The sequence below is a fragment of the Streptomyces sp. NPDC088910 genome (assembly GCF_044749865.1).
Lineage (GTDB): Bacteria > Actinomycetota > Actinomycetes > Streptomycetales > Streptomycetaceae > Actinacidiphila.
The window spans coordinates 1-13905 of the sequence record NZ_JBIVIV010000028.1 but is presented as its reverse complement, the minus strand read 5'-3'; the positions used below and the strand labels follow the sequence as shown (position 1 = coordinate 13905).

The following is a 13905-nucleotide window of genomic DNA, read 5'->3' as shown; positions in this document are numbered from 1 at the left end:
CACACCGGCGGCGGCCGAGGATTCGCCAGACCCTCGCCCCGTGGACTGATGGAATCGAGCACCCCACCTCCGCCACCGGAGTCGACTACGGCACCTCCACAGCACTCCGCGACGCCTGACGGAGCTCTTACCGAGGAACTCACAACCAACCGTCTGGGTTGAACGCGGCATGCAAACGGCCGCATGCGCGTGTCGGGTCCACTTGCAACCACTCCTTCCAGGGGGCACGCGGGGACCAAAGTTCAGCGCGTCCAGACAATCGGTGCGACGGAGGGGGACTTGCAAACGGGGGAAGCCCTCTCATGGCCAGGTCACTCCCCCTGCGCCACCCAGCGGTGCTGGTCGTCGGGAACGTGCTTCGGACCGGACGGTGCTCAGCAAAGCCAACAGGGTTTCGCTGCGCCCGATGGTCACGCTGTCGGTGCCGGGGCCAGGACGGTTCCGTGTCGGCGACGAAGTCCGGAGTCCCGCCCGCCAGGCCCAGGAGGCCACCGTCCTGGCGATCCGAGGTGAGGGCGACGGGCCGTACGAGATCGACCTGGAGCTGAGCAAAGGCATGGGCCGTTCCCAACGGCCGCCCGCGCCGCCGGGATCCGTACCCGCGCTGGGCGAGGAGGTCTGCTACACCTCCGTGTCCTTCTTCAGCATGCCCGCCGCACTCCCCGATGACGAAGCCACGCCCTGGACACACGGCGGTCCGCCGCCTCCCCACCGGCCCACCGACGACGACGCCAATGAGGTCTGGGAATGACGACGGCAGCATCTGCGTCCCTGACGCCCGGTGAACGCGCCGATGACGCCGTCCGATCAATCCTGGCCGGCATCGACCAACTCGCGGCCGGCACGTCCCGCGGGCTCGTCGTCGACTCGCCGCCCGGGGCAGGAAAGTCCACGCTCGTGGTCCGGGCGGCCGCCCATCTCGTCGCGCAGGGGCACGAGGTGATGATCGTCGCCCAGACGAACGAGCAGGTCGACGATCTGGCCCAGCGTCTCGTCGAGAGCCATCCGGCGCTGACGGTGGGCCGGCTCCTCAAGAGCAGCGGATCTCTGGCTCCGCGGCTCGTCGCCCTCGGCAGAGTCATGGGCGCCCGCAGGATGGCCGACTTCGAGACCCGCCCGCCCGTCATCATCGCGACGGCCGCCAAGTGGGCATGGATAACCGACGACCACGGCCACTGGCCGCTCGCCATCATCGACGAGGCGTACCAGATGCGGTCCGACGCCCTCCTCGCCTGCGCGGGCCTCTTCGACAAGGCCCTGTTCGTGGGCGACCCCGGCCAGTTGGACCCCTTCAGCACCGTGGCGACCGAGCGCTGGCACGGGCTGAGCTGGAATCCGCTGAACAACGCGGTGGACGTGACGCTTGCCCACAACCCGACGATGCCGCTCCACGCCCTGCCCGTCTCCTGGCGGCTGCCAGCCTCGGCCGCCGACCTCACCGAAAGGGCCTTCTACCCCTTCACCAGCTTCGACGCGGGGACCGGCCCGGACGACCGGCACATGGCACTCCTGCCGACGCTCGGCCGGACGCCGGTCGACCTCGCCCTCGACGCCGCCGCCGAAACCGGCTGGGGCTACTACGAACTGCCCGCCCGGCAGACGCTGCGCACGGACCGCGAACTCGCCGACGCCCTCGCGGAATCCGCCCTACGACTGCTGACCCGCGGCACCACCACATCCTGTGAGCAGGCGCCGGAGGGCCGGACCCTGCTCCCCACCCGCATCGCGATCGGCGTCTCCCACAACGACCAGGCCGAGGCCGTACGAAGCCGTCTCCTCGCCGAGCCGCGGCTGACCGGCGTCACCGTCGACACCGCCAACCGCCTCCAGGGCCGCGAATTCGACGTCACCCTCGTCTGGCACCCTCTCTCGGGCCGCGTCGACGCCAGCGCTTTCCACCTGGAGACCGGCCGCCTCTTCGTCCTGCTGTCCCGCCACCGCCACGCCTGCCTGGTCTTCGCCCGCGCGGGCATCACCGACCTCCTCGACCGCCACCCCTCCACCCAGCCCGTCCACCTCGACGTCCCGCCCAAATTCCCCGACGGCTGGCGCGCCCACCAGATCGTCATGGACCACCTCAGCCGCCCGGAACATCGCGTCCAGGCCTGACAGAGCTGCCCTAGTCGCATGGTTGCAATGCCATACTTCACACTCCGACGTTCTGCTCCCTCGGGTCAACACGTTCTTCTGCCACATATTTACCAATGCATAAATACCGGCCTTCCCCGAGGGGCCGGCCTTCACCTGCTGCTACCGTCACGGACCTGGGTTCTGGACCCATGGCCACTTCGTTCGGCACGAGACGAAGAGGTGTGCGCTCGCCGTGTGTGCTGATTTACGCCAGCGATCGGGGAAATTAGTGAGAGACTGCAATGAGCGATTGACGAGTTGTCAGTGCAGCGAGTGAATCGCGAGGCCGTCGATCCGTACTGTATTATCCCCTCCATCTTCTCGTCTGCCTGCGCGTTGAGACTTCTTTCCACGTCGGGATGGGGCATGGAAAACGGAAGAACTTCGTGCCGTGCGCAACAGGCGCAGCGACAGCAGAGGTTGGAGCGCATCAGCAATTTTCAGTTGTGCAGAGCGAATTTCTGTGCGGATGCCGCGACAACCCACTGATCCACGCGGCTCATGGGGAAGCGCTACCCGTAATATGAAATCCCGCTGTTGCAAATTCAGAGTCAAGCGCCAAAATGCTAGGTTTCCAGCTGTCGGCGGCCGGTGTCACAATTGACGACTGGTCCCACGTAAAGGTCGCAGAGTCCTCGACGACCGCTTGGCGAACCGCGGTCGCATCGAGTTCCCGAATGTGCTGAACGTGCTCATTCCGAATCTCGTCTGCCGTGAAAGCTGCGGCTGTGAAGACGACCTGGATGATGCGCCAAGAATCCGGCCACAATTGCCCTGTGTCGAATTCGTTTCGGCTCAGGTGGAAGGAATGCTGCGTATGCGGGCCGCCTGCCTTCACCTCATACCTCCGGAGGTGCATTCCGAGAAGTGCTTCGACGTCGTAACCATACGCATCAGAGATCAGGGAAACTTGCGTCGCCCGAACCTTCATATGGCGCAGAGCTGCCATGACTACTTCCTCTCCGGCATCCCCCAGCCGTTTGCGGAAATCGCCGTCCACGCGGCTCTGGGCGAGGTGGCATCGAGCTTCAACGAGAACGGCGTCGAGTTCGTCTTCCAGCCAAGAAAGTGCCCGTAGGGCCTCCTTGGGGATATATTCGCGGGAGACGTTTCGCCCGCTGACTGAGACGCGGAGCCAGGGGGGCGGACTCGACGTGAGGAATAGGATCGCAATCCTGCTGAGAACATCCCACCCCGCGCCCTCAACAATCGCCTTCATTGCAGACGTCGGCGAGACAGTGCCGACAGAAGACTCCTCCAACAGCCCACAGGCGACCATCACACGGACGCACCCGTCGAGGTCGGTTGCAGCGGACAGGTACGAGCCCCGCTCCCGTGCGGTACGAACGAGTTCCCGGGGATCAGCTGGACCCATCAGCGTGGCCGTGGATCCCAGCAGGAGTGCTCCAAAGCACAGGCCGTGCCTCGGGAGGGCGTCCATACGCTGTATCAGCTCTTAAGGAGCGCAGCGATCACTGCGGTGTCGTCTTCTGCGATCGCCGCTCCGTCGTGGTGAAGGTCAGGCTCGGGCAGGGAGACGCGGACGAGCCCAGGGTCGTCCATGAGCTTGGCCAGGGCGGTGATCTTCTCGCGGAGTCTTCCGTCGACGTCCTCGTCGATCGAGCCCTCGCTGACGAGCACGGTGAAGCGAGTGAGAACATCGTCAGCCAGCCCGATGCGGTGGATGCGGTCCTGGCTCTGAAGGTAGTGGCCAGCGTTGAAGGTGCGGTCCAGGTAGACCGCGTGATGGCACCAGTGGTGCAGACTCACGCCCTCGCCGCATGCGGCCGGATTGGCCAGCAGCACAGTGCAGTTCGGGTCGTTGCGGAAGCGATCGAGCTCGGATTCCCTGGTCACGACGCCGGGTACCGCCGCGTCCTCAGAAGGCACGCCGCCGTGCACTAGGGCGGGCTGATGAGGGCGCAGGTAATCCCGTAGCAGCTTCAGGTTGCGGACGAACGTCGACCACACGATGACCTTCTGCCCACGTCTGCATTCGTCCTCGACGATCTCGCGGACGCGGACGTACTTCGTAGGGGTCTCGTGTTCTCGATAGCGTTCGAGCAGCCTCAGAACCGGCTCGTCGCCTTGCAACTCCAATGGCGGATGCGCAAAACCTTGTTCATCGTCGGCATCGGACCCGGCCACAAGAAGCATCGGGTTCGTCGCCGCCTCCAACAGGTACATCATGATGCGGCCCAGCCGATCCAAGTGGCGCCGGTCAGCTTGCTCCAGCAGGAACTGGCCACGATAGCGCCCCAGCAAGGCCTCGTAGACAGCGAGTTGCACGGCGCCCATGGGCAGCCGTTCGACCTTGATCTCCGTCGGAGGAAGATCGAGTCGGGCCTTGGGGGTCCTCACGAAATAGCGGGAGATCGCCGCGCCCGTCGCCTGGAGTACATCTTCGTCCCGGCCATTGCGTTCATAGTAGGCACCGGCGGGGAGGATCTGCTGGTCTTGACCCGGATACAGGAAGCGCATCGGTGCCACAAGATCGTGCGCTCCCTGCGGCGCGGGTGTCCCCGTGAGAATGTCTCGCCGTCGCGCAGCGTAGGCGAGGTCAAGCACCGCGCGGCCGTGTACGCCTCGTTCTCCGCGTTTGATGCGGTGCGCTTCATCGAGTACGACCTGTGTGGGACGGCGAGCCACGAAGGCACGGATGCGGTCGTAGTCGGCGGAGACCCTGTTGTAGTTGGTGAGGAGAAACTCGGTCGATTCGGGGATCAGCGAGTTCGCACCTCCGTGGACGGCCAGACGCGGCAGCGGGTCGAGGCACACGGCGGAGTCTTCCCTCCACGAGGAGAAGGCGACAATAGGCGCGATCACAAGCAACTGTTCTACTTCATTCGCTGCTCGGCGCAGCGAGTACCCTGCAAGAGCCACAGTTGTCTTTCCAGCACCGGGCACGGAGAAATCGGCGCCATGCGGCAGTCTATTGATCGTTCTGAGGTTCTCCAGCTGGAACTCCTTCAGAACACGCCGGAACCCAGAGGCTCGAAGGCGTTCCTCCAGCTCATCGATTGAAGTCTCGTCTTTCTCCTTTAATGCCCGTTCTCGCGCTCTGCGATCGGCCACCAGTGCTTGAATCTGAACGCGCAGTTCTTGACCGAGGTCGACGCCGACCTGATATGCCGTGCGTAGTTCGCGGATGACTGGAAGCTCTGCGAGGAACACGTCCACTCGCACCTCGACACGAGCCGAATCGCCGCCGACGATTCCTCGCCCGAGCGCCTCTTGAAGGCGAGACCAAGCCCCACTGGACTCGCCTGGGTCACGACGCAGTACCACAACGGGTCGTTGTCCATTGTGCTGGATTTCTGCGCGGATCACGCCGACGCCCGCACTCGCTCCACGAGCGCTTCCACTTGTGCCAAAAGCGTTTCCAGCTTTGCTTCGTCCCACTTTTCGTGGGCGCGGGCCCGTGGGACCAGTCCGAGGAGACGCTGAATATCGGCGACAGCATGCTCGGCACGCTCCAACGGAGCTTCCAGCGTGCTGTGATCCAATGCATCTTCCTTGGCCTCGGCCGCGGCGCTCTGGACGGCTGCTCTTACGCTGCCCAAGATGTCGACGATCTCGGTCGGCTCCTTCTGCCCGTCGAGACTGATCGCCGATTCCGGGGCCTTGTCTGCCACCAGCCGAAGCACGCTGTTGACCGCCGACTGGTAGGGGGCGTCGCCGAGCAACTCGTCGAGCTCGTCGACCGGCTGGGACTGAGTGAGAGCAGTCGCCAACAGGGCGTTGAGCGCGGGATCCTTCTTCATCTCCGCTTCGACTAGTCTGTCCGCGTCCGGGCGACGCAGATTACGTAGCTTTCGGTATTCCACACCGCTCAGCGTCCCGAGCTGGTAGACGTTCTTCACAGCGTTCGCTTCGGCAGGCGGCTTGTTCCTGATGTGTTTGGCGAGCTCGTCGAACGCTGTCTCATTTGCCTCGAAGTCCACGTAGTCCCGGGTACCTCCCGACAATTCCACCAACTGATGTACCTGCTGCAGTTTCTCGTACAGGTCGCGGACCTCATGATATTTACGATGTACGCGCTCGGCGACCCGACCGAAGTTCTTTTCTTCTCGGTCATAAAGCTCTTCGATCATGAGGGCTTCGTTGATCCAGGAATAGCCTTGCTTGAAGTCTTTGGCGACCTGAAGCTCGGTTTCCAAATCTGTGAGTTCCGCCTCGGTCGCGTCCTTGGGCAGCACCAGACAGCTCACATAGCGCGCCACCATAGGATTCGCCTCATTCAGCGCGAACATGGCGGCGGTCCGCCGGTTGCCGTTGATGAGGATGCCGTCGGCCGTGATGATCGTCGGCTCACGCTGATCCCGCTTCTCCAAGTCGTCTTTAAGCTCTCCGAACCCCTCCTGGCGTGCCAGGATTTCGCGCTGAGCCCGTTGTGCGTCCTCTCCGAGAGGGTCGCGCTGGAAGAGGTCTGCCACCCCGGCCTCGCGGGCCGCCTGGAGCTGCTCAGCGCGCGTCCTGTGGTTTAGGACGGAGAAGCGCAGCCATTTGACGTCGATGTCGACCTGCGGGAGGTACTTGTCTGGTCGAGGCCAGGCTGCCACGGCCATGGTGTGCTTCGTGCGCACGCTTGCCAGCACCTGGTCGACGTAAGCGGCTCGGCGGGGGTCCAGTTGGACGGTCAAGGGAGATCAACTCCTGTGCTGCGTGGTGCGGGAAATCCCGAAGCGTGAAGTGATGTTCATTGCGGCCCGTCTGCTGTTGGGGCGGTGACGGAAGCCGATCTGGCCAGTGAACACGGGGACTTCAGCCTCCGGCACACCGAAGGCCCGGAGCAGGATGGTGGGGAAGGCTCGTTCCTGGAGGCCGTTCCAGTTCCATGCAGTCGCGTTTCCATCCCAGTCGGGCATGACGTAGATGCATGGCGGAGGCATGGGGTTACCATCGATCACGAGCGTCCTGCGAGCCTTTGGGCACTCACGTTGTAAACTGCCACAGAGGTGGTTGTAAAAGATCACGCCTGCCAGCTTTCGAGCATTCTCATCGAAGAAGCCGCTCTGTAGGCGTCCGACGCCCTTATGGACGTGCTCGCCGGGCTCGTTGGCCAAGCTGTCGCAGAGCCACCACAAATAGGTCTCGCCCGCCCACTCGGGGACTGTCATCGTCTTGGAACTGTGAGCGCCGTCAGGGCAGCCCTTCTGAATGATGCCCACATCTCTGTCGAAACCGTCGATTTTCAGTCGGTACACGGTGTCTTCTCCGGGTTTCGGTGCCACGAAATCCCGGATCGCTCCGTCCTGCACCAGTTGTTGCAGCAACTCGCGCACGAACAGTCTGCGATTCGACTGACCTGCGCTTCTACTGCCGCGCGACGCTTCGATAGCCGCGGGAAGCGCCTGTTGGAACTCCGCCGGAGACAGGCCGAACTCCTCGAGAAGGTCCTTCCGATCGCCCAGTTGAGCGATCACTGCATTGACTCGTGCGATGACGCTCGGCGTCGGCGCTCCAGCATGCCGGCACGGCGATGCCTCTTCGGCTCCCAACATTGCTCCCTGCTGGCACGCGCTCACCCGTCTGAGAGGTGCCTACCGTTTGCGGTCTGCATCTACGGGCCTCGTAGGGCCTAGTCGCAGAAAAGGTCAGGGACATGTTATCGGATGTGTTTGCCGCGCTGGTGAGTTCGTGCTCTGCCGCGTACCCCGGAGGGGGCCTTGAAGGGGTGGTAAGAACCGACTGTGCGCAGTGCTGCCCCGTGAGCCGACCGTGGGTCGATGCGTTACAGGTTCTCTGGAATCTCGATCTTGAGAGACATGTCGATCTCTGCGGCCTCGATGCGCTCGTTGTAGATCTCCACGAGCTCCCTGAGCCGGCTCTTGATCTCTGCCTGAGAGAAGAGCGCAGTCTCCTCGACGTTGGTGCCGACGAAGTCTTCGATGGACTGTACGGCGACGCGCTCGTCGATTCCGGCGTCTTGGGCGTACGTGTAGGCGCGCGCGAGTTGGTCGGAAGGTACTAGCACACGCGGTCTGAAGTGATTGTTCAAATTCTCCCGACACCGCTCGGTGAACAGTTCCAAGGTCGGCGACATGGTGACGTGGATGGCCGTGTCGTTGAGCTGATAGTCGCCAGCGCGTCCTGTTTGTTGGTCAGCAGTGGTGTAGCTTTCGTCATTGATGCCGCCGATCTCGACACCGCTGCCGGCGAACCGCATTTTGAGGGTGGCGCCTACGAGGTGTTGTGCCAAGGCGCCAGCCGCGTTGCCCGGACGTTGGCGGCCTGCTTGCAGCAGCGATGCGACTACTGCTCGGATCGACCAGTCTGGGTTGAGGTCTGCAGTGATCTTTTTCTTGTCGAAGTAGTCTTCGCGAATGCGCTCCACGAACCATTGCTGAAGCAGAAATGCCAATGCTTTGCGTTCGTCGACGCTGAACTCGCCAACTCCGGTCGCATCGCCGACGGCATTGATTATAATGGCGAGCTCATGGGCCTTTGTGATCGTCCCCCGTGATGTCCGGCCTCCCATTGCAGGGTACTTACGAGTCTCGCCGTGCTCTGCTAGAATTGATCGGGCTTTGCGGCCGCTCGCATTTTTGAGCTGTGTATCGGTCGCATAAAGATTTCTTTCCAATGGAAATCCGGTGGCCAGGAACTCAGTAAGGTAGAGTCCAACGGCCCCGACATTGGCGAAAACGTCCCCCTTCTTGCCCCGCTTGCTCTCGTACCAGATGGCGATGGACTCCAGCATATGGTCGGCGGCAGCGCGGACCTTCGTCGGGACGTCTTCTTCGCTTGTCGACACCATCTGGATCCCCTATTCTCCACCGGATCGGCAGCATGCGGCACCGTCGGAGCGTCAACCTCGCTTCGACCTCGCCCGTTGCTGTTGGTCACACCGCCCTGTGTATTTCGATCACAGCCTTTGCCCCGGAGGCTCGGCAAGTCGATTAGAGCTCGTGGCCGTTCCCCGATCCTGCCTGACTCAGAGATTCGCGGGTATCTCGATCTTGAGTGATTTATCGGCTTCAGCGACATCGATGCGTTCGTTGTAGAGCTCCAGCAGCTTGCGCAGCTGTGCCCTGACCTCGGTTTGGGCGAAGCCCGCCACTTCCTCGATGTTGGTACCGACGAAATCTTCGATCGACTGCACAGCCACGCGCTGGTGCAGGTCGGCCAGACGTGCGATCTGACTTGCGGCGGCTACCGCGCTGTCTGGGACAAGGACGCGCGGCCTGAAGCCATGTCTCAGATTATGAGCACAGCGGTTCTCGAAGAGGCTCATTCCGGGGGCCATGGTCACGTGGATCGCAGTGTCCCCGACTTGATAATCTCCAGCTCGGCCGGTCTGCACATCAGCCGTGGTGTAGCTTTCGATGTTGATGGTCTCGTTGGGGAAGCGGATCTGCAGCTTCGCTCCCACCAAGTGCTGAGCTATGGCCCCTGCTGCGTTTCCGCCGCGTGCACGGCCGGCCTCCAGGAGGCTGGCCACCGTTGTGCGTACGGGAAACCCAGGATCGATCTCTGCGCTGACCTTCTGCTTGCCGAAATAGTCTTTCTGTACCCGGGCTATGAACCAAGCCTGCAGGAAAGATGCTAGGGCTCTGAGGTCTTGCGGCGTGAAATCTCTGACTCCCGCCTCGGTGCCGGCGGCGTTGACGACCTCGGCGAGATTCTCAGCATGTTTTATCGTGTAACGTGATGTTCTGCCGCCCTCCCTGGTGAACTGACGCAACTCGCCATGATCAGCCAGAATGGCCTTAGCCTTCGTTCCACTGGCTCCCTTGACCTGCGAATCGGCGGCGAAGTCTCCGTGAGTGAGAGGGAACGTCACAGCGAGGAACTCAGTTATGTATAGCCCTGCGCACATGACGTTGGAATCGACAGTCCCCTTCTTGTTGCGCAAGTTCTCATACCAGGGATCGATCGCTTCGACCATCGTCGCAGCAGCGCTGGCCACGACGTTTGACGGCTGCTCACTCTCGATCGACACCATGCGACGGCTTCCTTTCTGAATGCGGCGTCGTACTGGGTACGGGAAGGTCAACGGCACTAGCTGATCGCGGGACTGGACTTAACGGACGTCGGCGGATTATGGCATCAGCTTTACGGAGGACGATCGCCCAACTGCCTTCCTTGAAAGCGAGCCGACACTCTCCACCTCGACCCTTACCTGCGCGAGGAGCTCCGGCGGAGTGGTGATGAGGCCATCGCCGACGGCCAGGAACACACGACGGGCTCGCGGATCATGCGCACACGGTTTCGCGCACGCGCACCTCAATGGCGTTCCGAGCGCGGGCAACGTTTGTCGCCGTGGGCTCCTTGTCGGTCCTCGTCGGAAGCATCTTGTGAGACAGGAGCGGTTCGAGATAGTTCTCGGCGAGCCAGCGGACGGCGTCGACGCATACGGCATCGCCGAAGCCCATGATCGACTGACTCCTGCTCGCGGGCAGGGTGTAGGCGGGAGCCCCCATGAGCTTTGCGTACTCGCGCGCGGTCATCCAACGCACCTTTGGTGCCTGGTTCTTGCGAATGCATACGACGGCTTGCTTCGATGAGCCTCCGCCGGCGGTGCGCAGGCAACCGGCGATGTCGTCCGCCCGGATTTCCCAGGCGGGAACTCCACCTCGTGTACGCCGGTATGCGGTCCGGTAGACCTTCTTACCGACTACTGCGATCTCCCTGCGCCGCTTCTGCTGTCCCGTGGACAGCTCGCCGATGAACTTGTCCGTCTGCTCTTTGCTCCACCATTCGACGCCCGCGGCTGAGTCGTCGTCGACTAGCTCTGTCCAACCCTCCGTGAGCAAAGGCGGAGGAGCGGGCAGCTCGGCACGATGCGTGCGGAGCTCAGGGTCGTCAAGAACAGCGTTGAGCCAGCTCGGCCGGAGCTCGGTATTCCGTTCGCTGTCCAAAAGCATGGGGGGTTCCAAGCTCGCGACGAGGAAGAGTCTGGGCCGCGACTGGGGGACCCAGCGGCGCGCGTCGAGAGTGATGACGTCGACGGTGTAACCAAGGTCGTTCAATCTACGCACAGCGGCCTTGATGTCTTCACCTCCATTGCTGGTGGCGAAGCCGTTGACGTTCTCGAGGGCCACGACTCTGGGCCGTTGGCTGCCCGTGAGCTGCTCCAAGATGTGCATGAGATTCCAGAACGTGCCCGACGCCTTGCCTGCAAGCCCTTCGCGTCCACCTGCGAGTGACAGGTCGGTACAGGGGAACGAGGCCCAGATGAGATCGAGGTCCCTGGGGACGCCTGCTGCGTCGATGTCTTCCGCGACGTCCTTGATGTCCTTGACCCTGTAGAGACCCTTGTCGTCCTGACCGAAGTGGCCGAGATACATGCTGCGCTTGCTTTCTTCGAGGTCATTGGCCCACTTGACCTTGAAACCGCACTTGGCACTCTCCAACCCCATCCGGGCCAGGCCGATCCCGGCGAAGAACTCGGCCACGGAGTATTCCGTCTCCGAAGTCGGTTCGTTCGCCTTGACGACCGGGGCGTGCGGAATCAGTGGGATGGGAGCTGGTGCATGAGTCACAGACTCGATCGTAGGCCATCATTTATCGATCATGTGGCCGGTTGGCGCGGTTCGGCGTGATCACTTCATGGACGGCGCGTACGTCGGTCCGATCCCCTGGGTGACGGCGGTCGTCGCTGGGCCGTACGATGCTGGGGTGAGCCGTGGTTCGGAGTCCTGGGCGTCGAGCGAGGCTGTGCGCGCGAGCATGAAGGCCAACCGAAGCCGAGACACCGGCCCTGAGCTTGCGTTGCGGCGAGCGGTCCACGCCCTTGGGCTAAGATATCGAGTGGCCGTCAGGCCTCTGCCTGCGGTCAGGCGCACTGCCGATCTGGTCTTCGCCAGGGCCAAGATCGCGGTCTTCCTCGACGGATGCTTTTGGCACGGCTGTCCTGCGCATCACACTGTTGCTGTGCGCAACGGTCAGTACTGGGCGGACAAGGTTGCGCGGAACAAGGCGCGCGACGCCGACACGGATCGCCGCCTACTCGAAGCTGATTGGCAGCCGATCCGCATCTGGGAGCATGAGGACGTTCATACCGCAGCTGAGCGAATACGGTCCGCCGTGCGTTTGCGACAGCAACCGCCTGCTGCGGAGCAGAAGTCTCCGCCAACTGGATCCTGAGCCTCACGGGAGCATGCGGACGAATCTGTAGACGGACGTCCAGTCTTACTGACGCCGAGTGCTGCCGCCTTGCGGATCAGAAGATGCGCCCCCGCCCGGTCGCGAGTCGTTCGACCGTCTCGATGCTGTCCGGCCGTGACCGTCGCCTCCGTGTGGATGGAGGGAGAGGCCCTCGCTCTCCATCCGATGGAACGGCCGGTCGAAGTCGTCTTCGTGAAACGGGCTGCTGACCACCTGGGCGTGCTGCCTATGCCGAGCTGGCGGGCGATCAGGCCGTCTGAGTACCGGGACGAAGTCCGTGCGGACCTGCCGCCAGGCTTCTCCTGCCAGGTCTCAGATGGCTCCGAAGGCGCGGCACTGGTCATTGTGCGGTGTCCGGAGACATAACCCCGAAGCGCAGATTCTCTTCTCGCTTCAGTCTGCGATTGCGTCCTACGATCGCGGTGCCGCCCTCCGAACAGGGCGCAGCCGTAACCGAATCCGCTTCCTGACCACCGCAACCGGACTGCCGTGAAAGAGAGGAGGGCAGGTACAATCGCCGGTTGCCCCGCCTGGCCCTCGGCCTGATTCGCATAGCAGTGCGTTGATGGCCCGTCAGGTCATCGCGTTGCACTGGTGCCTCGCGCCATGAGTCCGCGGCGTGGCTTCGCACGCTCATGCGACTACCAGTTCGATTGCGCCTCGATCCCCCGACCTGGTATGCCGCTGGAGACCCGCTCAGATTGCCGAGATCCGCGGCCGATCGGTGTAGTAGGTCTCGCAGCGGGCGCAGCGCGACCACCCTACTTACGAGTTGGTGCGTGATAGCGGGTGAGGCGTGTTTGGCCTGTTCATGGCCCGATTTCAGGCAGGGATGTTGCGGTCGGAGACGAGGCCTGCGATGGCTCGGTAGGTGTCGGGGAGGCGGTCACGGCGATGGGTCCAGCTATGGAGCTGCTTCCAGCGTTTGTGGTCGGCGAGGGCGTGTTCGACGGTGATTCGGTCGGACGGGTGGCCGTGGCGGTCTCGTTCCCACTGTTCCGCTCTGCCGGGCAGTGCCCCCGGGCGGGGTTTTCTCGGAGGTGCGATCGCTTGCCCACGGTGGTCGCGGCTCAGGCCCGGCTAACCGTCGTCCAGGAGGACCTCGGGGAAGTGCCGGAAGCAGACAGCGACACCCTCGTTGCGGGCCGCCGTGACGTCGTGCATACGGCCAGGTCGCAGGGCATCGGTCCATAACGTGCGGCCCCGCCGGTCGGCGATTACGGTGGCCTTCATCGTGTTCTGCTTCTTCTTGCCCGAGACGAACGCGCGCCGTCCGCCGCGGCCGGCCGGTGGCCGGCGGACCTGAACCTCGGTGTCCAAACGCAGCTCGACGCCTTCGGCCCGGGCGTAGGCAAACACATCCGTCAGCGTCCGAAGCCGCAGGCCGGGGCGGTCGGGAACTGCGCACCCCCGCTCCGCCAGGAGCGTGCGCATCTCTCCGATCGCCCGGGTAACGGTGGACCGGTCGACGCCGAACAGCAGCCCCAGCACCGAGTGCGGCAGGTCGTGCCGCAGATGGATCAGCGTCGCCACCAGCCGGTCGACGAACACCAGCTGATGGCGGACGCCAGCACCCGCGGCCCGCTTCGGGACCCCGCCTCGTGCAGCATGGCGACGACCCTCGACCACGGCCTGCCACGGCGCCGCCAACTCCACGGCCAG

10 protein-coding genes and 1 pseudogene are annotated in these 13905 nt (G+C 63.3%); 3 read left to right on the top strand and 8 right to left on the bottom strand.

Features of this window, described 5'->3' with window-relative positions; genetic code table 11:
- The first annotated feature begins 370 nt into the window (after positions 1–370).
- Entirely contained in the window at positions 371–751 is a 381-nt protein-coding gene (locus ACIP4Z_RS35440; protein ID WP_401314697.1) for a hypothetical protein, read from the top strand.
- A complete protein-coding gene (locus ACIP4Z_RS35435; protein ID WP_401314695.1) occupies positions 748–2109 on the top strand; it encodes an AAA family ATPase in 1362 nt (453 codons plus the stop codon). Before ACIP4Z_RS35440 ends, ACIP4Z_RS35435 begins: the two co-directional genes overlap by 4 nt.
- Before the next feature lie 520 nt (positions 2110–2629).
- On the opposite strand, the gene ACIP4Z_RS35430 is transcribed toward ACIP4Z_RS35435, so the two are convergent.
- From ACIP4Z_RS35430 to ACIP4Z_RS35400, 7 genes are all read right to left on the bottom strand, one after another.
- Complete coding sequence (locus ACIP4Z_RS35430; RefSeq protein ID WP_401314699.1) at positions 2630–3061, bottom strand: protein NO VEIN domain-containing protein; 432 nt, start codon at positions 3059–3061, stop codon at positions 2630–2632.
- Positions 3062–3579: 518 nt separating this feature from the next.
- Entirely contained in the window at positions 3580–5304 is a 1725-nt protein-coding gene (locus ACIP4Z_RS35425) for a DEAD/DEAH box helicase (RefSeq protein WP_401314693.1), read from the bottom strand.
- Between the two features lie 152 nt (positions 5305–5456).
- Positions 5457–6773, bottom strand: a complete 1317-nt coding sequence (locus tag ACIP4Z_RS35420) for a hypothetical protein (protein WP_401314691.1) — start codon at positions 6771–6773, stop codon at positions 5457–5459.
- A gap of 6 nt (positions 6774–6779) precedes the next feature.
- Positions 6780–7634 (bottom strand): hypothetical protein, encoded by an 855-nt coding sequence (locus tag ACIP4Z_RS35415; protein ID WP_401314689.1) that lies wholly within the window; start codon positions 7632–7634, stop codon positions 6780–6782.
- A gap of 230 nt (positions 7635–7864) precedes the next feature.
- Entirely contained in the window at positions 7865–8890 is a 1026-nt protein-coding gene (locus ACIP4Z_RS35410) for a DUF4928 family protein (protein WP_401314687.1), read from the bottom strand.
- Positions 8891–9067: 177 nt separating this feature from the next.
- Positions 9068–10078 carry a DUF4928 family protein gene (locus ACIP4Z_RS35405; RefSeq protein WP_401314685.1) on the bottom strand — a complete coding sequence of 337 codons (1011 nt, stop codon included), beginning with the start codon at positions 10076–10078 and terminating at the stop codon, positions 9068–9070.
- 250 nt (positions 10079–10328) lie between these two features.
- Positions 10329–11531 (bottom strand): DNA cytosine methyltransferase, encoded by a 1203-nt coding sequence (locus ACIP4Z_RS35400; RefSeq protein WP_401314683.1) that lies wholly within the window; start codon positions 11529–11531, stop codon positions 10329–10331.
- Between the two features lie 118 nt (positions 11532–11649).
- Between ACIP4Z_RS35400 and ACIP4Z_RS35395 the strand changes: the two genes are divergently transcribed.
- Entirely contained in the window at positions 11650–12222 is a 573-nt protein-coding gene (locus ACIP4Z_RS35395) for a very short patch repair endonuclease (protein ID WP_401314681.1), read from the top strand.
- A gap of 843 nt (positions 12223–13065) precedes the next feature.
- Here the strand turns inward: ACIP4Z_RS35395 and ACIP4Z_RS35390 are convergent.
- A pseudogene (locus tag ACIP4Z_RS35390) lies at positions 13066–13905 on the bottom strand (transposase family protein); the annotation flags it as partial.